Annotated in this window: 27 protein-coding genes and 2 pseudogenes; 28 read left to right on the top strand and 1 reads right to left on the bottom strand. The window is 40.0% G+C overall.

Annotated elements, in window-relative coordinates; all coding sequences use genetic code 11:
• Positions 1 to 182: 182 nt before the first annotated feature.
• From MHB65_RS19355 to MHB65_RS19255, 21 genes and pseudogenes are all read left to right on the top strand, one after another.
• The gene (locus MHB65_RS19355; RefSeq protein ID WP_342441405.1) at positions 183 to 1154 is read left to right on the top strand and encodes a hypothetical protein; all 972 of its coding nucleotides are present in this window, start codon (positions 183 to 185) and stop codon (positions 1152 to 1154) included.
• A 264-nt stretch (positions 1155 to 1418) separates the two neighbouring features.
• On the top strand, positions 1419 to 1658 hold the full coding sequence (locus MHB65_RS19350) for a helix-turn-helix transcriptional regulator (RefSeq protein ID WP_342441404.1): 240 nt from the start codon (positions 1419 to 1421) through the stop codon (positions 1656 to 1658).
• Between the two features lie 29 nt (positions 1659 to 1687).
• A complete protein-coding gene (locus tag MHB65_RS19345; protein WP_342441403.1) occupies positions 1688 to 2641 on the top strand; it encodes a hypothetical protein in 954 nt (317 codons plus the stop codon).
• Positions 2642 to 2643: 2 nt separating this feature from the next.
• Positions 2644 to 2949 (top strand): hypothetical protein, encoded by a 306-nt coding sequence (locus MHB65_RS19340; RefSeq protein WP_066036204.1) that lies wholly within the window; start codon positions 2644 to 2646, stop codon positions 2947 to 2949.
• Positions 2950 to 3070: 121 nt separating this feature from the next.
• Positions 3071 to 3664: an HNH endonuclease gene (locus tag MHB65_RS19335; protein ID WP_342441402.1), complete on the top strand. Its 594-nt coding sequence runs from the start codon at positions 3071 to 3073 to the stop codon at positions 3662 to 3664.
• 82 nt (positions 3665 to 3746) lie between these two features.
• The gene (locus tag MHB65_RS19330; protein ID WP_342441401.1) at positions 3747 to 3899 is read left to right on the top strand and encodes a hypothetical protein; all 153 of its coding nucleotides are present in this window, start codon (positions 3747 to 3749) and stop codon (positions 3897 to 3899) included.
• A gap of 88 nt (positions 3900 to 3987) precedes the next feature.
• Positions 3988 to 4155 carry a hypothetical protein gene (locus MHB65_RS19325; RefSeq protein WP_342441400.1) on the top strand — a complete coding sequence of 56 codons (168 nt, stop codon included), beginning with the start codon at positions 3988 to 3990 and terminating at the stop codon, positions 4153 to 4155.
• A gap of 142 nt (positions 4156 to 4297) precedes the next feature.
• A complete protein-coding gene (locus MHB65_RS19320; RefSeq protein WP_342441399.1) occupies positions 4298 to 4717 on the top strand; it encodes a hypothetical protein in 420 nt (139 codons plus the stop codon).
• Entirely contained in the window at positions 4704 to 5393 is a 690-nt protein-coding gene (locus MHB65_RS19315; RefSeq protein WP_342441398.1) for a hypothetical protein, read from the top strand. Before MHB65_RS19320 ends, MHB65_RS19315 begins: the two co-directional genes overlap by 14 nt.
• A gap of 2 nt (positions 5394 to 5395) precedes the next feature.
• Positions 5396 to 5599: a hypothetical protein gene (locus MHB65_RS19310; RefSeq protein ID WP_342441397.1), complete on the top strand. Its 204-nt coding sequence runs from the start codon at positions 5396 to 5398 to the stop codon at positions 5597 to 5599.
• Positions 5600 to 5679: 80 nt separating this feature from the next.
• Positions 5680 to 6003 (top strand): hypothetical protein, encoded by a 324-nt coding sequence (locus MHB65_RS19305; protein ID WP_342441396.1) that lies wholly within the window; start codon positions 5680 to 5682, stop codon positions 6001 to 6003.
• Positions 5994 to 8360, top strand: coding sequence for a phage tail tape measure protein (locus MHB65_RS19300; RefSeq protein ID WP_342441395.1), 2367 nt, complete (start codon positions 5994 to 5996; stop codon positions 8358 to 8360). Before MHB65_RS19305 ends, MHB65_RS19300 begins: the two co-directional genes overlap by 10 nt.
• 100 nt (positions 8361 to 8460) lie before the next feature.
• Positions 8461 to 8847 carry a phBC6A51 family helix-turn-helix protein gene (locus MHB65_RS19295; RefSeq protein ID WP_342441394.1) on the top strand — a complete coding sequence of 129 codons (387 nt, stop codon included), beginning with the start codon at positions 8461 to 8463 and terminating at the stop codon, positions 8845 to 8847.
• A 431-nt stretch (positions 8848 to 9278) separates the two neighbouring features.
• Positions 9279 to 9863 (top strand): tyrosine-type recombinase/integrase, encoded by a 585-nt coding sequence (locus tag MHB65_RS19290; protein ID WP_342441393.1) that lies wholly within the window; start codon positions 9279 to 9281, stop codon positions 9861 to 9863.
• A 193-nt stretch (positions 9864 to 10056) separates the two neighbouring features.
• On the top strand, positions 10057 to 10635 hold the full coding sequence (locus MHB65_RS19285) for a tetratricopeptide repeat protein (RefSeq protein WP_089934047.1): 579 nt from the start codon (positions 10057 to 10059) through the stop codon (positions 10633 to 10635).
• A gap of 158 nt (positions 10636 to 10793) precedes the next feature.
• Positions 10794 to 11159, top strand: a complete 366-nt coding sequence (locus MHB65_RS19280) for a hypothetical protein (RefSeq protein ID WP_342441392.1) — start codon at positions 10794 to 10796, stop codon at positions 11157 to 11159.
• 152 nt (positions 11160 to 11311) lie between these two features.
• Positions 11312 to 11407 (top strand): annotated as a pseudogene (locus MHB65_RS19275) (iron-sulfur cluster assembly accessory protein); the annotation flags it as partial.
• 323 nt (positions 11408 to 11730) lie between these two features.
• Complete coding sequence (locus MHB65_RS19270) at positions 11731 to 12228, top strand: NUDIX hydrolase (RefSeq protein ID WP_342441391.1); 498 nt, start codon at positions 11731 to 11733, stop codon at positions 12226 to 12228.
• 24 nt (positions 12229 to 12252) lie between these two features.
• A pseudogene (locus MHB65_RS19265) lies at positions 12253 to 12507 on the top strand (LytS/YhcK type 5TM receptor domain-containing protein); the annotation flags it as partial.
• 52 nt (positions 12508 to 12559) lie between these two features.
• Positions 12560 to 12706, top strand: a complete 147-nt coding sequence (locus MHB65_RS19260; protein WP_342441390.1) for a LytS/YhcK type 5TM receptor domain-containing protein — start codon at positions 12560 to 12562, stop codon at positions 12704 to 12706.
• A 424-nt stretch (positions 12707 to 13130) separates the two neighbouring features.
• A complete protein-coding gene (locus MHB65_RS19255) occupies positions 13131 to 13460 on the top strand; it encodes a YuiB family protein (protein ID WP_004228336.1) in 330 nt (109 codons plus the stop codon).
• Positions 13461 to 13550: 90 nt separating this feature from the next.
• On the opposite strand, the gene MHB65_RS19250 is transcribed toward MHB65_RS19255, so the two are convergent.
• The gene (locus MHB65_RS19250; RefSeq protein WP_342441389.1) at positions 13551 to 14033 is read right to left on the bottom strand and encodes a divergent PAP2 family protein; all 483 of its coding nucleotides are present in this window, start codon (positions 14031 to 14033) and stop codon (positions 13551 to 13553) included.
• 123 nt (positions 14034 to 14156) lie between these two features.
• Between MHB65_RS19250 and MHB65_RS19245 the strand changes: the two genes are divergently transcribed.
• The 7 genes from MHB65_RS19245 to cysI all read left to right on the top strand — a co-directional run bounded on the left by MHB65_RS19245 (position 14157) and on the right by cysI (position 21740).
• Positions 14157 to 15665: a leucyl aminopeptidase gene (locus tag MHB65_RS19245; protein ID WP_342441388.1), complete on the top strand. Its 1509-nt coding sequence runs from the start codon at positions 14157 to 14159 to the stop codon at positions 15663 to 15665.
• Between the two features lie 135 nt (positions 15666 to 15800).
• A complete protein-coding gene (locus tag MHB65_RS19240) occupies positions 15801 to 16004 on the top strand; it encodes a uroporphyrin-III methyltransferase (protein ID WP_205445221.1) in 204 nt (67 codons plus the stop codon).
• A 368-nt stretch (positions 16005 to 16372) separates the two neighbouring features.
• The gene (gene cobA / locus MHB65_RS19235; protein WP_342441387.1) at positions 16373 to 17146 is read left to right on the top strand and encodes a uroporphyrinogen-III C-methyltransferase; all 774 of its coding nucleotides are present in this window, start codon (positions 16373 to 16375) and stop codon (positions 17144 to 17146) included.
• 12 nt (positions 17147 to 17158) lie between these two features.
• Positions 17159 to 17899 (top strand): sirohydrochlorin chelatase, encoded by a 741-nt coding sequence (locus MHB65_RS19230; protein WP_342441386.1) that lies wholly within the window; start codon positions 17159 to 17161, stop codon positions 17897 to 17899.
• Entirely contained in the window at positions 17899 to 18048 is a 150-nt protein-coding gene (locus MHB65_RS19225; RefSeq protein ID WP_205445216.1) for a YezD family protein, read from the top strand. The genes MHB65_RS19230 and MHB65_RS19225 overlap by 1 nt, the downstream gene beginning before the upstream one ends.
• A 43-nt stretch (positions 18049 to 18091) precedes the next feature.
• Positions 18092 to 19885 (top strand): assimilatory sulfite reductase (NADPH) flavoprotein subunit, encoded by a 1794-nt coding sequence (locus MHB65_RS19220; protein ID WP_342441385.1) that lies wholly within the window; start codon positions 18092 to 18094, stop codon positions 19883 to 19885.
• Positions 19886 to 20018: 133 nt separating this feature from the next.
• A complete protein-coding gene (gene cysI / locus MHB65_RS19215) occupies positions 20019 to 21740 on the top strand; it encodes an assimilatory sulfite reductase (NADPH) hemoprotein subunit (RefSeq protein ID WP_342441384.1) in 1722 nt (573 codons plus the stop codon).
• Positions 21741 to 21768: the final 28 nt, after the last annotated feature.

Raw genomic sequence — 21768 nt, 5'->3', positions numbered from 1 at the left:
TGTCCTGTTGATATGGATACTTATACAATATATATGCAATTTGTAGCTAATTCAATACATAAAACACTATATATTGTGTTGTCGTAACAAAAGTAATCGGGACGTAAAAGGCAGGTAATTCGTCGATTTCGGGACGTAAAAGGCAGGTAATTTTTGAGGAGAAGAAAAGGAGCAGATATGATATGACAGCTGATTTCAAAGAACGAATTAGAAACTACCAAAATAATGGCGATAGATTAATAATTGATGAGATTTTGTACGGAACTACTTTCGATTTTATGAATGATCCAACACGTCAGCATCAAATAGAAGGCAATGCATTGAAAGTGCGAATCGACCTACCACGCCATGAATATTACATTTCATATCGTATTAGAGTGTTACGTGATTTCGCGTTACAGGAATATATCGGTGTTCCGAGAGGAGCAGAATATGAGGATTTTTGCTATTATATAACCGCTTTGAAGTACGAGTACGGGATCGACTTCGGTGCGGAAGTGATTAAACATAACGAGGAACTTGAATATTATCGACTAACCGCGGCTCTATTCGAAAAAATCGATGCCAGACGTGATGAAATACTCGAAAATGTTTACGATCACCATTTCCGTGGATTTTACCGAGGTTATCATAACTTCCGTGATAAAATCACTGCACAAGAAAGTGCTGCAGTTGTAGCTACGGAGCAAGTAGATAAAAACATCGTACAAGCGCTAGAACGCGCCCTAGGCTATGTTGATACAGAGAAATCGGAGCGAGAAATTGTACGATATGTGAACTCAGCATTTTCAACTAAATTTGGTGAGTTAGAACTTGAACGCAAAGGCATGAAACGCATCTATCGAGTAAACGGCCAAGATAAAACAGTTAAGCTATTTGTTAAGAAGCATTTTCCTACTAATCTTTACGGAGTTATTTTGCCAGGAATAAAGGAAAGACATTTAGATGAATTATCGAAGCAACAGGTCGAATTTATCCAACAGGCACACGAAATTGTACTTGCAGATAGAAAAGTAGAGGATTTAACAAACTACAGCTGTCGTGCAAACGGTGCAGCACTTATAAAGCGTGATTATTTAGCAGAAAAATTAAAGAAAAGTCCGGAAAGTGTTAGAAAAATGCTCTCACGTATCAAAAAAAGAGTCACAAACTGACGTATTAATAATTAAGTAGGGAAGAAGAAAATAAAGCAAGCTATTTCAAAAAAAATAAAGGTTGATACCATATTTTTAGCGTTTAGTTGGCTATAAGGGTAGGGAAAGGCATTATGTATCAGTTCGAAGTCACATTTACAGGCGACAGTTGGTCTATATAGTGAGGAAGTAAATTCATAAATTCAAGCGGTCCATTCGGGCGGCTTTTTTTATTTTGCAAAGTAGTTGAGGAATTTACACAACAAACATAGAGGTGGTGAGGAAATGTCAAAATTGAACGCAGCTCAAATTAAATATTATCGTGAGGCACTCGGGTTAACACAGAGCGAGTTGTCGAAGGAATTAGGTATTTCAACAACGATGCTAAGCTCCATTGAACGCGGCGACCGTCGCCTCACGCCAATGGTCGCAAGCAAAGCGTTTCAAAAATTCAATGAGTCACGGCAGCATTTGGCGAAGGTTATCGCTGAGTTAGGCGAACTAGCCGACGCAATACAAAAATAAAACGGAATTAGAAAAGGAGAAGATATGATATGACAGCATTATCAGCAGGCAAGCAATTCGTACAATTAAACCAGGCAACACGACGTAAGGCTATCGCACAAAAACAGAACTACGTAGTAAAAGATGGCAAGCCTTACAGCTTAGAAACCGGAGAATACTTAGGTGATCTTTTCACTCATGACTTGGTTCCAAAAATGACCGAATCAAAATTCCGCTCTATTGAATCAATCCAGGCGCTAGGCTCTCACGAAGAAGAAAACGGTGGATTTGTTTTCGCCTTCTTTCAGCAGTCACGGACAATAATTGAACGTTTCCCTTCATTAAATAACGCTGACATCGCTCGATTAATGTACCTTGGAACATACATCGCATGGAATACAGGGCGATTGCAATACGATAACGGTAAGGTAATCAGTCATGAAGGTTTTGAAAAGTTGACTGGCCTTAGTCGCAAACGTGCTCGCGAACTATTCAGTCGTTATTGCCAGGAAGGTATCATTTCAGAGTCGGAAGGGGTGCTTTACATGAATCCTACCGTCTTTTTCAGAGGAAACATTAAGTCAATTCAATCGCACATAGCGGATTTGCAACATACACGAATGTTTAAGAAAACAGTACGTGATTTATACGATTTATCGAACGGCAAAACGGTCGGACAGCTTGCGCTAGTCTACTCGGTATTGCCGTTTTTAAATTTCGAGACAAATATCGTTTGCCACAATCCAGATGAAACGGATTCAGACCGATTACAGCCGATGAATATTGAAAGTTTGGCGACGTTACTAGGGTATGCGAATGCTGCAAAGCTGAAAACGACAATGAACCGCGTGAAAATTGACGGAAAAGTAGTGTTTGGATTCTTCGAAAACACGAATGATCGTCGTCACAAAGGAATCACCGTAAACCCACGCGTACTATTTGGCGGAAATGGTGAGCAGTTGCAGGCGGTAAGAACACAATTTAATCAATTTGGAGGAGTTTAGAAATGAAACTAAAGCAGACTATTACACAAATTGACGTCGCAGAATATGACGTACAGATCGAAATGGCAGACGGAAGCATTTATGCCGAAACTTTTACTCAGAGTAATGCAGTTTATCCGGCATTTAAGACGCTCATTCGTGTACTGCAACCTTTTAAGGACGTAGCTTTACGTGTTGAAACGAACAGTAAGCCACTTGCAGACGAATACAATGCAACTCAGCAGAATCCAAACGCAGCATTATTGAATCACTTGAAGATGGTAATTGCGCGACAAAATCTCGATGTCACGATCGAGTGCGTAGCGTAAATATAAACACTTGAAATGAAAAGGAGCAGATATGAAATGACATTAGAATACCTTCAATTAATCGCAAAACTAGCTTACATCGAAACGAGACTGGCGCTTGCTATGGAAGTGGGTGAGCGCTATGTGTAAAAAACTTACTTGCCGTATCTGTAATGAGACCAAAGCAATTGAGCTTTTCCGTAGAGATGCCAAAGATAAAAAGGGATACCAAAATATCTGCAGAAGCTGCCGCAGCGAACATCGTCGTGCCAACGGAGAAAAATATCGAGTAAGAGCTAATGCTTATGCAAAAAGAGCTGGTGATAAATTACCACTCGTACCTTGGGAATATATAGCAGAGTTGTTTGAGCAAGACTGTATTTACTGCGGTGTATCACTCAAAGACGATGGTGTAATAGCAACTTGCGATCATGTATTCCCATTGAAAGACGGCAAGGCGTATGGAGGAGCAAATATTCCTGCAAACGTTCTTCCGGCATGTAAAAACTGCAATGATAAAAAGAATGGACTTTTTGCGATAGAAGCGTTTGATAGATACCCCGAGCAATTCAAGCCCGAGCTATTACGTCCGTTCGTCCAACGTTTTATTGGAAGTCTTATTGGCCGTAAACTGACTGACATAGAAGTCGAGCAGATGATAGGACACCTACGAGACGAGGCATCAGAGGTCCGAGGTAATGAAGCGAAACAAAAGGCGGTGCATTCCGCTGTCTAATAACCGAGATTTCGAAGCCTGGCGCATACCGGGCTTTTTTATTTTATACGTAGGTGCAGGGCATAACGAGGCTATTAGGCGCTTGAAACAACGTAAAGGCTATAAAGTAATGGCTACTTACACAGATCGTAAGGGAAAGTTGCAGGCGGTTCAATTCAAGATTCCTAACAATTTACATCGGGGTCTTAAAAATGTACTGAAACGGCTCGAAAACGGCGATTATGAGCCTTCCTAATAAATAAGTCGAGAACATATTTTTAAAGGCTAATATCTAAAGAATTGCTTAAATCTATTACACTGTACGGTCAAGGTGAGGTGATACAATGCAACGGATTGAAAACGGTGTTTACAGATATAACACAGGAGATGTTAACAGCGGTTGGATAACACTTTATAAACTACGAGAAATGACGGCGGCACAGCGTGAAAAATACGACTTGTGTCGCTATTTTATTGACAAAAAAGAGGAGTTGGATCTGAATGGAGCGTAAAACGTATTCATCGAATTATCACGGCGAAGGTAAGCGAGCAAAGCCGAAACGAAGAAAGAAACAATTCAATCGAAATGGTATCGAAATCCACGGACAGCGACCGCCAAGGCCGCGAATAATTAATGGCATGGTGTTTTATTAAATGAGATTCGGTTTTCTATCGCTACATGACGTTGAATCGACGCCTTTTATTACGTTACTTGCTTACCAGGACAATGATAGAGGAATATCGCACGAAATTGCTTCGATTTCGCGGCCTTTTGATACTGTAATTGACGTAATCGACTTGGTTATAGATTTACAGCTTGATAGCCTTGAAACGGACAGCCAACAGCTTTATCGTGATTTAATCGTATGTGATATGCCGATAATTTATCGACGCGAGCTTGATGAAACAAAAACGTATATTGACCGTGCATATGACGAATTAGTCGAGATTTATGAATTGAATAAATCGGAAATAGAGACGCAACAACTTTCAAAGTGGCGTCTTTTTATTATTAAAAAATTAGAGCGCTCGATAGCGTGGTTAAAAAAGGAGACAGAATATGAAAACATTTAATTTTGAACTATTAGACCAATATAAAGAGGAACATAGAGAGCGATCAACTAAGCTTAGTGAGTATCAAAAAGCATGGGATGACGCTAAATCCCGATTGCGAGAACTCGAGAAGCAGTATGAATATACTTTTGCAGAATCGGTAGGCAAAGGTGAGGATAAAACAGCTGAGCTAGCAAAGATTGACGACGATATTACATTGCAAAAAGAAGTCATTGCCCGGAGAGAACGAGATTATAAACTTGCAATGCAGGCTTTGCCGGTAGTCGAAATTTCGCCGGTACAGGTCGTTAATACCTATCGTAGCGAGTTTTGTCCGAAAGTTCAGTCAGAGTATGTGCCTACTGTGCAAGCAAAATTAGATTTAGCGAGAGATTTACTGAAATCTGCATTAATCGATCATCATAGGATTTCAGACGAGTACGATCCTTTATATGCAGAAATGAAGGAAATGTCTCAGGCAAATAAAACTACTGGCAGAACTCGCTATATTGAAGGGGTTATTCATCCAACAAAGTATTTTGAATTCTATGGTGGACAGGGTGTTCCTTCGGGAATAAGTAGACTTTTTGGAGAGCTTAGAGATTATTCCGGCAAGATTGATCAGATTAAACAAGATGCTGATGCGGATTTTTATATCGCGGTAGCACCAAAAACAACAAAAAAGGTAGGTAAATAATTATGACAATAGCTAAAAATCATCAAGTATTACGTTCAACATTAGATAAAAAAGTATTAAAAAGTGAACCAGTAACAATTGACGAACTCGTGCAATTTGCGACTGTAGCTCAAAGTTCAGGACGACTCGCAGACCGTGTATTGTTCGCAAAAGCGAAAAGGTTATTAGTTGAAGAAGATGTAACGACAGACACAAATGCAGAATAACGCAATATTAACGCAATGCATGACGTTTAACCGACGTTGTGCATTTTTCTATTCATAGAAAGGCAAGGAGGATAAGGAAAATGAATAACACAGACAGAGAAATAGAGATTTTAACAAATGCCACACTTTTTGCAGGCGCTTTATTAGACGCAGATTCTAATAAGCGTGAGTCGATGTTGCCGAAGCTAAAAGCGATTGAGACAGAAGTAAAGGCGACTCAACTAGAGGTACACAAAAATTTAAAAAGGTTAGTAATTATGACAGTGAATGCAGCGATCAGATACTGTTCTAGCGGAAAGCAATCAGACGCAAAACTAACGCGTAGGAACGGAAATGAAGTTGCCAAAGAGTTAGGGCGTTTGAAAAGACTTGCACATCGCAAGGAGGAAACTAGATGGCCGTAAATTTAACCGCAGTATTCCGAGTTCGCGATCAAGGCACCTCGCGTCTACGCAGAATCACGCAGATGATGAATCAGATGAACCGTACGAGCCGCACTACTAGCGAAAGTATGTCGAGAGCGCAATCGGCAACCAACCGTCTTGGCGGCGCTGTTTCTTCGGCATCAAATCGTATGGGTGGATTTGCAACTCGAGTCACTTCATTGCGCGTAGGTGCTAACGGACTTAGTGCGTCGTTACGTGGGATGCAATCCGCATTAATAGGGCTAGCAGGCGCATACGTAGGAGCGAACGGTGCTGCTAAATTGCTAAATTTGACGATTGGAGCCGCAGCAAACTACGAACAAAATGCGATGGCCATTAGCGGTATGTTTGGCGATGATAAGCAAGCGAAAAAGTACCTTCAAATGATTGAGAAGGCAGCAATTGCTAGTCCTGTTTTAAATAGTACGAGTATGATGGAAAACTCAAAGGCGTTCATAGGACTTAGTAAAAATGTTGGTGAACTCAAACAAGTTTGGGGGCTAGTTGAACGTATACAGGCGCTTTCAGGCGTAGACACTCAACAGGCGGCTTTCTCAACAAAAGAGCTTATGCAAGGTGACTACGTTTCAATGTACGAGGCAGTTGGACTAGATAAAAAGGAATTGCAAAAAATCACTAAAATGGACGGCATGTCTGCTAAGATGGCCGGTTTGGATAAATTATTAACCAAAATGGGCGTTACAGATGAAATGGTTAATAAGATGGGAAATACGACAAAAGGATTGTGGTCACAACTTGAGGAGAAGTCACAGACGTTCTTTAGAAACATAGGAATGGAAAGCAATACAAAACTAGCGGACTTTCTAAGGCGAATAAATAAGATGTTTGATGGTCTTGATACGACTTCTCTCAGCAATAAATTGGGTAGTATGCTCGGCAAAGTAACCGACAAAGCTATAGCACTCTACGATTTATTCGTGAAGTTTCGTAAACCAATCGCTTATGCTGCAGGCGCATTCGCAACGTTTGTTGGTGCTTTGGCTGTAGTTGGAACAATTTCCGCGTTGGCAAATCCTATAGCACTAATAGCGATGGGGATATCAGCTGCAGCAGTCGGAATCAAAGCGCTCTATGACAATAGCGAAACCTTCCGCGGAGCTATCGACGGTATCGTCAACAAAGTAAAAGAGTTATGGTCAGCATTTAAGGGCGGAGGCACAAGCGGACTGATAAATGCGCTATTCCCGCCGGATATCGCTAATCAAGTTAATTCGGCAGTAGACGGAATCAAGACGAAGATTTCCGGATTAATGACTGCGTTCAAAGAAGGCGGATTTAGAGGCGTACTAGAAACGTTAATATCGCCCGAAGCCATTGACGCTATTGTAACGCGTTTTGCTACTGTGAAAGAGCAGATTACGAGCGTCTTTTCTAATATCGTTGGCTACGTAGTGCCTATTACTCAATCCGTTTGGACCGCAGCTCAGCCGATACTTGGCGCTCTAGGCAACGCATTAAAAATCGTAGCCGACATTGCGATGCTGGCTTGGAATAACGTATTAGCGCCCGCGATTAACTTCGTTATGAAGTCGTTTCAGATGCTTTGGGCAGTCGTAGGCCCTGTGTTAGAGCTTTTCGGCTCTGTTATCGGAGCAACTTTCGCAGTATTACGACTAGCTTGGGACACAATCGTTGGTCCGTTTGTTGCGTTTCTGGCAGGCGCATTTACGCAGGCGTTCGGAGCAGCTACGGAAATCGTAAAAGCATTGACGCCGGTATTCCAGACTGTGGGTAATTGGATTAGTACAGCGGCAGGATACCTTAAAGAGTTTGCGTCGATTTTAGGCAACATCAAAATGCCCGATTGGATCGGTAAAATCGGTTCTGGCGCTGTGAAATGGGCTAAGAACCTAATTCCTGGCGGAAACAATACGCCGGACGGGTCGCATTACAACGGACTGGCGCGCGTACCATTCGACGGCTATCTAGCTCGACTTCACCGTAATGAAATGGTATTAACAGCACAAGAGGCGGATCAGTATCGCTCTTTAGTAAGTCCGAATCAGACACTAATGAACGCTATTAGACCGTCTGAGAGCGTGATTAATAATGTTGTTGTACCGCAGCAACAAGATCAACCGTATTCTCACGTTACTTACGAACAAGTTGAACGCGGCATCGTTAACAACTACGCTAATCAAACGACATATAACGATAATACGCAAAATATGCAGCAGCAAACGCAATCACCGGCTTCTGTATCAATTGCTAAATTAGCAGAACAGATTGTAATACGCGAGGATGCGGACGTACAACGAATTGCTTACGAGTTAGCGAAACTAATCGAAAAGGAGAGGGTGCAAGTTGGTAGATAATACGAACAAACAACGGGCGGGCATCGGCTTTTATAGCTTTGCTTGCTCGTCTTTTTTATGCCTAAATGCGTAAGAACTAAATATATAAAGGAGAGACGGTATGTACGATCGATTAATCGTAGGGCAGCGCCATGTTAAGCCGTATCTTGTAAGTGATAAAGACATCGCCAGGTTACGGGAGAAATTTAACGGAAAAGAAAAGAAGGTACGGGCGGTTGTCCTTCTAGCACAGAATAGCGGTTATATAAAGATGGAAGAAGTGGCGTTCCTATGTAAAATTACGCGCATGACATTATACCGCTGGCGTACGCAGGATAAGACGTTTCAAAGAGAGTGCGATAGGTTGCTTGATAAGGCATTTAAACATACGAGAAATGAGTTCAATAGAATAACGCGACGTCGAGTGTTTTCATTAGCGGAATTATGCGGAGGATGGTACGGGTATCGTAACTTGGAGGATATAATCCACGATTTACCGCTATTATAAAATGTTACATTTTTACTCTTTTGAGAACGTTTTAGGGCGTGAAATGTCGGGCGGATACCTTTTATGGACGCGCCCTAAAACACTTTGGGAAGTCGCATTACCTCGCTATATGACGCAGTTTTAACGCACATATAATAGAAGGAACGCGGATTTTGTACGATTTACATAAGTAAGATGCCGTAATGTTAACGCCGATTACAGGGAGCAGACATTCGGATCGGACGGGGCGGTCTGAAACTCGAGGGGCTCAAAATTAACGCTGTTTTGACGCAGAATAATAAATACATAATCGAAGCTATCGAATGTATGCTTTTTGATAAAAGGATACATATAAAACGTTGATAAATAGCCGTTTAATAATTGCATATCAAACGAATGTATGCTATTTTAGATATAATGATAAAAAGGATACATTCAAAAGGGGCGTAATTATGGCTAATCATAACGAGAAAAAAGGCATGTTAATCGATGTGCAGCCGTTAAAATCGAAAGAAGAAATAAGCGAGATGTTAGAAGCTTTAGGCATGTCGAAGGAATATGGTCTTCGCAATCAGCTACTATTCAAGCTCGGCATATCTACCGGCTTACGTTGCGGAGACTTAGTTGCGCTTAAAGTCGAACAAGTAAAGGGGAAGTCGTCGTTTAAGATTCGAGAAGGCAAAACGAAGAAGGAGCGCACTGTACACCTCGATCAGCTAATGGTTGATATTGCGGACTACATCGATACTTTACCACCAGGAACTACGTACTTATTCCCATCACGTAAAGGTGACGCACATATTAGTACGACGCAAGCTTATCGCATTATTACTGATGCTGGCGATAAAATCGGCAATCATTCAGTCGGCTCACATACAATGCGCAAGACATTCGGTTACACTTATTACAACGCTACTTACGACATAGCAACGCTAATGGAAATCTTTAATCATAGTTCGCAAAAGACAACGCTTCGTTACATCGGAATGACTGACGAACGAATTAAACAAAGTATTAAAAACGTTTCATTCTTTTAATAACACGATCAACAGCGATTCAATTCGTTTGTTGGTCGTTCTTTTTTTGCGTCGAAAGTGCGTGACCCCCAAGGCCCTCAATTCTGAATGGCGCTTTCTGCTGTTCTGACCTTACATACAATTTTTAAACATTTGGGGATTATAAAAGGAAAAATAAATAATAAGTAGAATAAATAGGTAGGAGGAGATGTAAATGTTATCCATTTTTAAGAAGAAGCCAGGCGGAATTATCCGTCACTTAGCGTTAGAGGATTTTTATAGTACGTTATCCGAGTCGGAAATCGAGGAAATAAAAGACTCGCTAGCCCTTCCGTATCAACTATCGAACAGACCATATGTGCGAGATGACTTCGATAAAGGAAATCGTACTTACAGTGGAAGTGCATCGCAGTTCTTAGAAAGCTTGTCTGAGGGCTTATCGTCTGATCTTCGTAAACGAGTTTTAATTGAGGCTATAAAACGGGCCACAAATTCTGCGGACAAACATTTTCCTCGAACAAAGCTCGCAGAAATGGCTTACAAAGCCGGAGATTTCGAGGAATGTGAGCGATATTGTCTTGATGTTATAAACGAATTGGACTTAATTACATTTAAAGATGCGAGAGTAGTTGCGTTTAGCAGGCTGGCTATTATGTACGAAAAGCAAGGGCGAATACAAGATGCTCTTAGTATATCCGAACAGGCGTTGAAAATTGGTCAACATGACAAGACTAAAGGCGGTTACGAAGGTCGCATCGAGAAACTAAAACGTAAAGCAAGTAAAATGAAATAACCTTAAACGTTATAAATTACAGAAAACGTAATTAACGCAGTAGTGACGCGGGTTTACGAGGGTTGCGTATTTTAATTAGGTGGTGTATAGTTCGTATTGTTAACGAGTAATTACCGACCATATCGCGCGCGTGTTTCGGAAGAATGGGGACACAATCTATGGATGAAAAATTAATTAATCAGACAGAATTAGCAAAGATGTTAGGTGTAAGTGTATCGACTATTGCTAGGTACAGAGAAAAGTTTCAATATTTTCTTGGTACATTCTCGCAACCTATGGGGAATAGTGTTCTATTTAATGAATTGGAAGTCGATGCTATGACGTATGCTAAACATAGAGTATCCGGTACAGTTTTTATGCTAGACGCAGTTAAAAAGGCTATAAAGAAGTTTTACGGTATAGATGTTCAAGATGCGGGTTGTGAAAATTGTGCGATGTTAGAAAGTGAAATCGCTCATAAAGATGAAGTGATAAAGCAGCAACATGCGTTACTTTCAACGTTAACAGCCAGGTCTATTAAATAGTTACTTGCGATTCTAGTACGTCTACATATATAATGTAAGAAAGTAATCTATCGTTTTAACAATACGTAGGTATTGCAAAATACGTCGTATTCAAATATCGATAAAAAGTACGTACAGTAGGCGTTCATGCTTCCGGTTAGTATACCGTTCAATTCACCATCGATAATCCAAATGCCATTGCATCATGTGGCTGCGGTACTTCATTCAAAACAGCAAAACGTGAAGGTACGCCTGAGGTTTGTGAATAAAATTAAATAAATTCCATTCGAATAATGGGCTAACAATAATAGGCTTCTTTGATTGATGATGTTGCAAAACATGATGAATGAAAGGAGCTTTTTTCTTTTTATTTTTTGTTTGATAGAAACTATTTTAAAATTCATCTATTTTAATGGAATTCCCAACAACTTTTTATAACAGTATTTGATGAAATTGCAGTCTACAAATGCTTCTTTCATTGAGTGGTTGAATGAAAGAAGCATTTTCACTGTCGATTAGCTGTAAAATTCTGAATAAATGCTTCATTCCAGTGAAAGCAAGCAGGTATAATAGGTAGATAGAGGTGAGGGTTATGAAAAAAGATCGAGGGAAAATATGGTTAGGCGTATCAGGAGTTACGGTTAATGGGCTTGGGCAATGGTTGGTTGTGAAAAAGGCTTACAGCGGCTTGAAGGGGCGTTGGTCATTACCAGCAGGATTTGTTAATGCAGGTGAAACGGTGGATGAGGCGGTCATTCGTGAAATCAAAGAAGAAACAGGCATCGATTGTAGAGTCTCGGGCTTAATTGGATTTAGAACAGGTGTCATCCGTGATGACATCAGTGATAATATGGCCATTTTTTATTGTCGTATGCTAGATGAGCAGCAGCAGGTATGTATTCAAGAAAAAGAAATTTTAGAAGCCAAATGGTTGTATCCTCAGGAGCTAGCCCAAGATGAATCAACATCAGTGATGTTAAAGGAAATGGCATCCAATCAATTTGAAAGACATCAATTAGAAGCGATAGAAGGGATTAATCCAGGTGATATTTTTGGCTATACCTCTTATCGTTTATTCTTTAAAAAATGATATGACTTTAGGAGGTGACCTTTGATGGAGCTATTTTTATTTATGTTAGAGCGAGTTGGGCTGATTATTGTGTTTGCCTTTTTAATGTCAAGATGGCGACTCTTTCGAGAAAAGCTGTTTCAGGAGCAAGGAATGAAAGAGAAAATATGGCTCATTATTATTTTTAGTAGCCTATGTATTATCAGCAGCTATACAGGGATTAAAATTGAAAGTGGGACCATCCATCCTTTAAATCAGATGATACATAGTACAATCAATGCAGAAGAGGCGATTGCCAATACAAGGTTAATCAGTGTGGCCATAGCAGGGATTTTTGGCGGACCACTTGTTGGTGTGTGTAGGTATTATTGCAGGTATTCATCGCATCACACTCGGCGGTTTTACAGCAATAGCCTGTGGTGTTTCATCGATTCTTGCGGGCTTTATTACAGGTGGTTTAAGTAAACGCTTCAAGATAAGTCAAACTTTTTCATGCTAATGCTTGGCTTATTAATTGTGCTGATAGCATTTAAAAAATGGGCACAGCTTTGGAGATTACCGAAGTTTTTATTAGCCCAATCAACCTCATAAAATAGTAGAAACTATTGAAGATAAGCACTTGTCTTCAATAGTTTTTTTGATGAAAAAAGCATTTATTTAACTTGAAAATAGAGAATACCCGCGAAGGAGAAGTGAATACCCGCGGAAGGAGGGAGAATACCCGCGAAGGAGAAGCGAATACCCGCGGAAGGAGGGCAAATACCCGCGAAGAAAGCAAATATCCCTAAATTTAAAGATCAATTGCAGATGATCGATTAATGATTTTCTGAAATATGACGAACAAGCGAAAACAAGGATATGTTCATTGAAAGCGGTGTCGTAATCATGTAAACTAATGAGAGGAAAACGGAGGTTATACATACATGGATGGTCCAGTTTCATTAGTACAGTTAATCATTTCTATATTGTTATTTTTCGTCATGTTCTTTGGTATCGGATTCTTGTTAAATATGCTGTTACGTATGACATGGTTAATGGCAATTGTGTATCCAATTGTTGTCATCTTTATTGTAGATGAAGTAAGCTTCTTAGATTATATTTTTAAGCCAGGCTCTGCCTTCCCAGCATTAATCGATAAATTACAGGCACTTCAATTTGTAGATATTGCTATTTTATCAGGTGGCTTTGCGGGCTCTATTGTGGCGGGTATCGTCATGATTTATTTACGAAAAAGTGGATATCGAATGTTCTAACGTGCTTAGTATTCTTCTTTCAATTGAAGGAAGAATACTTTTTTTATACAAAAAAACACAACCTCCCTCTAGAGGATGTGTTTATGTCTGTTAGATGAAAAACTCGTAGGTTATGATGGCGATAAAAATACCCGTGAGAGCCCCAAAAAATACCTCACTTCGTTTATGGCCTAATAATGTTTTTAATTCCTCCATTTTCTCTTGCCCATCCATCTGTGGCCATTTTTTTAAATCATGGAGCAATGTTTGGAAATCCTTACGCAGTTGATTTAATATCGCTGCATGCTGCCCTGCCTGGTAACGAACACCACTGGCATCGTACATAACGATAATGGAAAACATAGCGGCTACCGCAAAAATGGGGGATTCCAAACCCGTCTCATACGCAATAGAGGTTGCCAGTCCAGTGACAGAAGCGGAGTGAGAACTAGGCATTCCGCCCGTTGAGGTAAAAAGACCCCAGTTTACTTGTCTGGTCATTAAAAAATGGATGGGGATTTTAACAAACTGCGCAAAGAGAACCGCAAAGAGGGCAATTAGTAATGGGGTATTTTGGAGTAAACTCAATTTCATCACAACCTTCGCAAATAATTGCTTTTATTATAACATTCATTATTTTCTAAAAGAAGATATAGGCAAATATTACGCGCTTTTCAGAAACTTCGTTATAATAGTATATGGAATGGAGGAATTTACATGCATATTGTAAAAGAAGCAAAAACATTTGAAACGATTTCTACTGAACTATTAGTGGTGGGAGTCACAAAACATCGTGAACAAATGCAGGACTGGGCAAGCTTTTCATCATTTTACGGTGAGGCCCTTGATACATGGATTAGTGGTGGGGACGTCTCAACGGAATTAAAGAAACTAACAAAATTACCATTTGTGAAAGACCATGCCAACCTCAAACGTATTGTATTTGTAGGCTTGGATGAGCGTAAAAACCTAACAGAAGGTGATATTCGCGCAGCATTTGGTTTAGTAGGGAAAGAATTAAGATCTTTAAAAGTGAAAGAGTATTCCATTTGGGTTGAATCATTTACAACAGAGTCAATTTCAACAGCAGATGTAGCATTTTTAGCAGGTGAAGGAATTGGCCTTGGCTATTATGCTGTTCCTCATTACAAAACCACTTCGAACGAGGTAGATAAACGTATTGATGCGGTTCATCTTGTGACAACAGCAGAGGATTTAGATGAGGTTGTAGCAAGCTTTGAAGTAGGTGTAATTTATGCAGATGCTGTCAATGAAGCTCGTAGCTTAATTAATTTACCGCCAAATCTACTAACAGCAACGGATTTAGCTAATTATGCACAATCTCTAGCTGTGGAATATGATTTAGAAGTAGAAATTTTAGATAAAGCCCAATTAGAGGAACTAGGTATGGGTGGTATTTTAAGTGTTAACCAAGGCTCTTATGAAGAACCACGATTAATTACCTTAAAATATAAAGCGACTGAAGATTTTGAAGATCCGATTGGCCTTGTTGGTAAGGGTGTAACGTATGATACAGGCGGCTATTCTTTAAAACCAAAGGATTCCATGGTTGGTATGAAGGGTGATATGGGTGGCGCTGCTGCTGTGCTTGGTGCGATGAAAATTATCGGTGAATTACGTCCAAATAAAAATGTTGTAGCCGTTATCGGTTCTACAGATAATATGGTGTCTGATACAGCGTTTAAACCAGATGATGTGATTACGACGTACAGTGGGAAAACGGTAGAAGTATTAAATACGGATGCAGAAGGGCGTTTAGTTCTGGCAGATGCAACTACATATGCTAAACAGCAAGGGGCTACATCACTGATCGATGTTGCGACTTTAACTGGAGGCGTTATTACTGCGCTAGGTATGGATAAAACAGGTGCTCTTGCAAATGATGATGCATTTTTTGAAGCATTTATGGAAGCCGCAAAAGAGACAGATGAATTTGTTTGGCGTATGCCTTTAACAGAGAATGATAAAAAACGAATTCGTAAATCAGATGTAGCTGATTTAAATAACTCTCCAGGTCGTGATGGACATATGATTTTCGGCGGAGGCTTTGTAGGCGAATTCGTTGGTGATACACCGTGGATTCACCTAGATATTGCTGGCACATCTGATGCAGTAGCTGTTCATGATTTAGGACCTAAAGGTGGTACAGGAGTTATGGTACGTACGCTTGCGAATTTTGTCCAACGTTTAGGGGAAGAAAAATAATAAAGCTTGTCAATCAGCGAGAGTTTATTCTCGCTGATTTTTTGTGATTTATGCACTAATCCCGATAGAATAGGCATTCTACATATGATAGATGTATCTTCCTACATACGATAGAGTAAAAAGGGGAGGTAGCATATGCGCAATTTCGGAGGTTATCCAGGCGGAGGATTTGGCGGCTTTATTTGGCCATTTGGCGCACCGTTTTTTGGTGGGTTTTTAGGCAGTTTCCTTGGCTCTCAATTTAATCAATATCCTTACAATCCATATTATCCAAACTATCGACCATATCCACCGGGTCCAAATTTTAGACCAGGTCCGCGCTATCGTAGACCATGGTAAGCACATAAACTGATCAACCAGTTGTCGGTCTTGAAATCGGCAGCTGGTTTTTTATTGTGTCTTACGAAGTGGCAAATTTGGTGTTGACAGAATATACTAAATTATTTATTATTCTTATTATATTACTAAGAATTAAATATGTGGCTGACTAGCAAACTAGAGGCTTTTATTGTTCATAGGCATTTTTGTGCCTAAGGATAATATTGGCCTTTTTTCTTTATCTTCATTTAGTAAATGTTTTTTGTACCGAAAGCTGGGCGTCGGGTATAGAAGAATCTCGCTTCTATAGGGAGGGCCTTTTCGAGCAAAATCGAAAAAATCTGGAAGCCATAACAATGAGGCGTAATTGATAGAAGGAGTGAAATAGAATGGGGAAAGTTTATATCGTCGGTGCAGGTCCTGGAGATGTTGACCTCATTACGATCAAAGGATTACGTTGTATTGAATGTGCAGACGTCATTTTATACGACAGACTCATTAATAAAGAGCTATTAGCCTATGCCAAGAAAGACGCTAAATTAATCTTTTGCGGGAAATTGCCACAGCAGCATGCCATGATTCAGGAGCAAATTAACCAAACACTTGTTGATTATGCTCAGCAAGGATATGTCGTCACAAGATTAAAAGGAGGAGACCCATTTGTTTTTGGAAGAGGGGCAGAGGAAGCAGATGTGTTAGCGAAGCATCAAATTCCCTTTGAAATTGTACCTGGTATTACGTCAGGTATAGCAGCCCCAGCATATGCAGGTATTCCTGTCACACATCGTGACTTAGGCTCAAGCTTTGCTATGGTTACTGGGCATATGCAGGACGGGAAAGAAGATGCTATACGTTGGGAAAGTCTTGCAAAAGGGATTGATACGATTGCCATTTATATGGGGGTTGGTAATCTACCGTATATCCGTCAACAATTACTCAAATATGGTCGTGATGAGCAAACGCCTGTGGCTGTTATTCATTGGGGAACAGTTTCTACTAAGCAAAGAACTGTTACGGGTACTTTAGCTACAATTGAGGAAATCGTGCGTACAGAAAATATTCAAAACCCTAGCATCATATTAGTAGGGAAGGTTGTGACCCTAAGAGAAACCATTCAGTGGTTTGAGCAAAGCCCAGCGCAGCCAATCCAAATAACGGGATAAGGTTGTGGAATCATGCAGGCTATTTTATATATTGCACATGGCAGTCGTGTTAAGGAAGGGGTAGAGCAAGCCGTAACCTTTCTTCAAGGTGTTCAAAAAGAAGTGGATGTAGCCATTCAGGAAATATGCTTTTTGGAGCTTGCAACACCGACTATTGCAGAAGGCATTGCTAGCTGTATTCAAAAAGGGGCAACAGCGATTGCCGTGATGCCTATTCTACTACTAGCTGCTCAACACGCAAAGCAAGATATTCCAAAAGAAATGGCTAAAGCTCAAAAACAATATCCATATGTAAAGTTTACATATGGGGAGCCCCTTGGCATACATGAACGATTAATTGACACGTTACAAGCTAGAATAATAGAAAAACAGCAACCTAACAGCAATGCAAGTGTTTTACTCATCGGACGTGGGAGTAGTGATCCAGCCGTCAAGAGGGATTTGGCGAAAATCGCCAAAAGGCTACGTGCTAAATATCACTATAAAGCAGTTGATACATGCTTCTTATATGGAATGGGACCAACCTTTGAAGACTGGCTACAGCAAGATAAAGGAAAGCAACAGCAAGTTTTTATTGTCCCATATTTATTATTTACAGGCATTTTAAGACAAAGTATTGCCAAGCGATTACAAGGCTTTGATAGCCAAAACATCATGTTATGTGAAAGCTTAGGCTATGACGCCAATGTAAAAAAAGTGTTAGTGGAACGTATTGATAAATTACTACATTTTAAAGAGGAAGGTGTTTCGTAATGGTAGATAAAAGGACTGAAAATGTAAATCTAGCATTAGATAATGTCCGCCAAATGTTAAATACTGTGAGCCACGGATCAATTACATTGATTGTTCAAAATTCTTACGTGGTTCAGATTGAAAAAAAGGAAAAAATAAGGCTTCGATAATTTTAAAAATATGAAATGATGATGATTCGTGAGGTGGCAAAGATTGAAATTGCAAGTAATAAACAGTCCATTTAATGAAGAGCAGGTGAAGTTATTAAACGAGCTTCTCCCTAAATTAACCATTGAACAAAAAATTTGGCTAAACGGCTACTTAAGTGCACCCCAAGCAACTCTTGAAGCAATTGTTGAACAGGCACCACCAGCAGCCCAACCTGTTACAAAAACAATAACAATTTTATATGGTTCCCAAACGGGCAATAGTCAAGGGTTAGCTGAAAAATATGCAGCAGCTTTAAAAGCACAACAGGTAGATGTAACTGTCTCATCATTAGGGAAATTTAAAGCAAGTAATTTAAAAAAGATTAACAATCTATTACTTATTGTGAGTACACATGGAGAGGGAGATCCACCAGATCAAGCGATACAATTTTATGAATTTTTGCATAGCAAACGTGCGCCTAAACTAGAGCACCTACAGTATTCGGTCCTTGCCTTAGGGGATAGCTCCTATGAATTTTTCTGTAAGACAGGTAAGGACTTCGATGAGCAATTTGCAAAATTAGGGGCAATAAGAATGGCTCCTCGAATTGATTGCGATGTGGATTATGATGACGCAGCTGCACAGTGGTTCTCTGGGGTTCAACAGGAATTTCTTCAGCAGACAACTTCAGGAACGTCTACTTCAGCACAGAATGAAGGCGCGCAAGTACTTGAAGCATCTACATATTCAAGAAAAAATCCATTTTACGCTGAAGTACTTGAAAATATGAACCTAAATGGTCGTGGCTCAAACAAAGAGACGCGTCATCTTGAATTATCTATTGAGGGAGCTAATTTCCAATTTGAACCTGGAGATAGCATTGGTATTCTGCCCGAGAACGATGAACAATTAGTCAATGCATTGCTGACAGCACTTCAATTCGATTCAGAGACAGAAGTGACTGTTTTTGATGAAATAATATCAATAAAAGATGCACTACAGAAAAAATTAGAAATTACGGTGTTATCTAAGCCGTTACTCGAGAAAATTGCTGCTTATACAGAGCATAAAGAATTTTCTAAGCTATTTGAAGAACCAAATGCATGGAAGGACTATGCAAAAGGAAGAGACTTACTGGATCTAGTAGAGGCGTTTACACCATTTACTTGGAGTGCACAGCAGTTTGTAGAGTTGCTACGTAAAATTCCAGCGCGACTTTATTCTATTGCTAGTAGCCAAAAGGCCAATAGCGAAGAGGTTCATTTAACGATTGGTAAGGTAAGTTATGAGACAGCTGGTAGACAACGTCTTGGTGTTTGCTCTGGAAGTGTGGCAGAACGCATTCAAATTGGTGATACATTACCAATCTATGTTCATAAAAACCCGAATTTCAGGTTGCCAGAGAATAATGAAACACCAATTATTATGATTGGTGCAGGCACAGGTGTTGCACCATATCGAGCTTTCCTAGAGGAGCGAGAAGAGTTAGGGATTGAGGGGAAAGCATGGCTCATCTTTGGTGATCAGCATTTTGTTACGGATTTCCTCTATCAAACGGATTGGCAACGTTGGCTTGCTGATGGCACGTTAAGTCACATGCATGTAGCCTTTTCACGTGACACCGACAAAAAAGTCTATGTTCAACATAAATTGCTAGAAAATGCGGCAAGTTTTTATGAATGGCTAGAGCAGGGGGCAGTCATTTATGTATGTGGTGACGAAAAATCAATGGCATCTGATGTGGATGCAAGTATTCATCGAATCATTGAGCAACAAGGGCAGAAAACACTAGAGGAAGCAAAAGCCTATGTGAATGAATTAAAACAGCAAAAACGCTACCAACGTGACGTTTATTAATTGAATTCAGCACAAATTCCCATAGAAGTGGTAGAAAACCTTTCCTATTCAGGAGCTTATATCTTTGCTAGCAAGCGCAGCCTCAGATATGCGCCATAAACTGAGATATAATGGATTAAAGGAGCGATAAAGAATGACAGAAAAAATAGTTTTACCTCCACAGCCTGGGAAACCAAGTGATGTAGAGCGTATTAAGACCGAAAGTAATTACCTACGTGGAACGCTCGAACGTACCATGAATAATCCATTAAGCTCTGGTATTCCAGAGGATGATAATCGCTTAATGAAATTCCATGGTAGTTACTTACAGGATGATCGAGATCTTCGTAATGAACGTCAGCGACAAAAGCTAGAACCGGCTTATCAATTTATGGTGCGTGTACGAACACCAGGTGGAGCAGCCACACCATCACAATGGCTTGTGATGGATGAAATGGCTAGAAAGTATGGCAATGGCTCTTTAAAATTAACAACACGTCAAGCATTTCAAGTACATGGCATTTTAAAATGGAATGTCAAAAAATATATGCAGGAAATCAATGACGTGCTATTGGATTCTCTTGCGGCCTGTGGGGATGTAAACCGTAATGTGATGTGTAATGTCAATCCCAATCAATCTGCATTACATGAAGAGGTTTATAATTGGTCTGCTAAACTAAGTGAGCATTTACTGCCACGAACACGCGCTTATCATGAATTGTGGTTGGATGGAGAAAAGGTAGTAGATAGTCAGGATGTAGAAATTGAACCGATTTACGGAGCTCAATATTTGCCACGTAAATTTAAAATTGGGATTGCGATTCCACCGAGTAATGATGTGGATGTTTTTTCGCAAGATATTGGACTGATTGCCATCGTTGAAGATAATCAGCTTATTGGCTTTAATGTAGCGGTTGGTGGAGGCATGGGCATGACGCATGGTGATCATGAAACCTATCCACAGCTTGCTCGTGAAATTGGCTTTATAACGCCAGATAAATTACTGGAAACTGCAGAAAAAATAATTACGATCCAACGTGATTATGGGAATCGCTCTGTCCGTAAAAATGCACGCTTTAAATACACAATCGATGCGAGAGGACTTGAATGGTTCCAAGAAGAATTAACGCGTCGTCTAGGCTGGGAAATTCAGCAGGCTCGTCCCTATACATTTGAACGTACAGGTGATGAATTTGGCTGGATTAAAGGGACAGATGGTCATTGGCATTATACGTTATTTATTCAAAATGGTCGTTTAAAAGACTTTGAAGATTATCAGTTGTTAACAGGATTACGTGAAATAGCCAAGGTGCATACGGGCGATTTTCGTTTAACACCGAATCAAAACTTAATGATTAGCAATGTAACACCTCAGAAAAAGAAAAAAATTAATACACTTATTGAACAATACAAACTAACAGACGGTGCGCATTACTCTGCTTTACGTCGTAATTCCATTGCCTGTGTCTCGTTACCGACATGTGGCTTAGCCATGGCAGAAGCAGAACGCTATTTACCATCTCTTATTACAAAAATAGATGCCATTATCGATGAAGCGGGATTAAATGAAACAGAAATTGTTATTCGCATGTCTGGCTGTCCAAATGGCTGTTCACGTGCAGCCATGGGTGAAATCGGCTTTATTGGTAAAGGACCAGGAAAATACAATATGTATCTAGGTGCAAGTTTTACAGGCAACCGATTAAATAAAATCTATCGTGAAAATATTGGCGAAGAGGAAATTTTAGCAGAGCTACGTCCAATTCTTCTGCATTTTGCCAAGGAGCGTTTAGAGGGCGAGCATTTTGGAGACTTTGTCATTCGTGCAGGCTATGTCACAGCTGTTTATGATGGAAGAGAATTTCATGCACAATAATAAAGTATAGATTAGACGAAGGCTGTAA

Source organism: Lysinibacillus sp. FSL K6-0075 (assembly GCF_038592945.1).
In the GTDB taxonomy this organism is placed as follows: Bacteria; Bacillota; Bacilli; order Bacillales_A; family Planococcaceae; genus Lysinibacillus; species Lysinibacillus fusiformis_F.
The sequence above is the reverse complement of the archived record's forward strand: the minus strand, read 5'-3'. Positions and strand labels throughout refer to the sequence as shown.

Coding starts and splice junctions, on each gene's coding strand:
- MHB65_RS19355 (WP_342441405.1), top strand. CDS start 183: ATGACAGCTGATTTCAAAGAACGAATTAGAAACTACCAAAATAATGGC.
- MHB65_RS19350 (WP_342441404.1), top strand. CDS start 1,419: ATGTCAAAATTGAACGCAGCTCAAATTAAATATTATCGTGAGGCACTC.
- MHB65_RS19345 (WP_342441403.1), top strand. CDS start 1,688: ATGACAGCATTATCAGCAGGCAAGCAATTCGTACAATTAAACCAGGCA.
- MHB65_RS19340 (WP_066036204.1), top strand. CDS start 2,644: ATGAAACTAAAGCAGACTATTACACAAATTGACGTCGCAGAATATGAC.
- MHB65_RS19335 (WP_342441402.1), top strand. CDS start 3,071: ATGTGTAAAAAACTTACTTGCCGTATCTGTAATGAGACCAAAGCAATT.
- MHB65_RS19325 (WP_342441400.1), top strand. CDS start 3,988: ATGCAACGGATTGAAAACGGTGTTTACAGATATAACACAGGAGATGTT.
- MHB65_RS19320 (WP_342441399.1), top strand. CDS start 4,298: ATGAGATTCGGTTTTCTATCGCTACATGACGTTGAATCGACGCCTTTT.
- MHB65_RS19315 (WP_342441398.1), top strand. CDS start 4,704: ATGAAAACATTTAATTTTGAACTATTAGACCAATATAAAGAGGAACAT.
- MHB65_RS19310 (WP_342441397.1), top strand. CDS start 5,396: ATGACAATAGCTAAAAATCATCAAGTATTACGTTCAACATTAGATAAA.
- MHB65_RS19305 (WP_342441396.1), top strand. CDS start 5,680: ATGAATAACACAGACAGAGAAATAGAGATTTTAACAAATGCCACACTT.
- MHB65_RS19300 (WP_342441395.1), top strand. CDS start 5,994: ATGGCCGTAAATTTAACCGCAGTATTCCGAGTTCGCGATCAAGGCACC.
- MHB65_RS19295 (WP_342441394.1), top strand. CDS start 8,461: ATGTACGATCGATTAATCGTAGGGCAGCGCCATGTTAAGCCGTATCTT.
- MHB65_RS19290 (WP_342441393.1), top strand. CDS start 9,279: ATGGCTAATCATAACGAGAAAAAAGGCATGTTAATCGATGTGCAGCCG.
- MHB65_RS19285 (WP_089934047.1), top strand. CDS start 10,057: ATGTTATCCATTTTTAAGAAGAAGCCAGGCGGAATTATCCGTCACTTA.
- MHB65_RS19280 (WP_342441392.1), top strand. CDS start 10,794: ATGGATGAAAAATTAATTAATCAGACAGAATTAGCAAAGATGTTAGGT.
- MHB65_RS19270 (WP_342441391.1), top strand. CDS start 11,731: ATGAAAAAAGATCGAGGGAAAATATGGTTAGGCGTATCAGGAGTTACG.
- MHB65_RS19255 (WP_004228336.1), top strand. CDS start 13,131: ATGGATGGTCCAGTTTCATTAGTACAGTTAATCATTTCTATATTGTTA.
- MHB65_RS19250 (WP_342441389.1), bottom strand. CDS start 14,033: ATGAAATTGAGTTTACTCCAAAATACCCCATTACTAATTGCCCTCTTT.
- MHB65_RS19245 (WP_342441388.1), top strand. CDS start 14,157: ATGCATATTGTAAAAGAAGCAAAAACATTTGAAACGATTTCTACTGAA.
- MHB65_RS19240 (WP_205445221.1), top strand. CDS start 15,801: ATGCGCAATTTCGGAGGTTATCCAGGCGGAGGATTTGGCGGCTTTATT.
- cobA (WP_342441387.1), top strand. CDS start 16,373: ATGGGGAAAGTTTATATCGTCGGTGCAGGTCCTGGAGATGTTGACCTC.
- MHB65_RS19230 (WP_342441386.1), top strand. CDS start 17,159: ATGCAGGCTATTTTATATATTGCACATGGCAGTCGTGTTAAGGAAGGG.
- MHB65_RS19225 (WP_205445216.1), top strand. CDS start 17,899: ATGGTAGATAAAAGGACTGAAAATGTAAATCTAGCATTAGATAATGTC.
- cysI (WP_342441384.1), top strand. CDS start 20,019: ATGACAGAAAAAATAGTTTTACCTCCACAGCCTGGGAAACCAAGTGAT.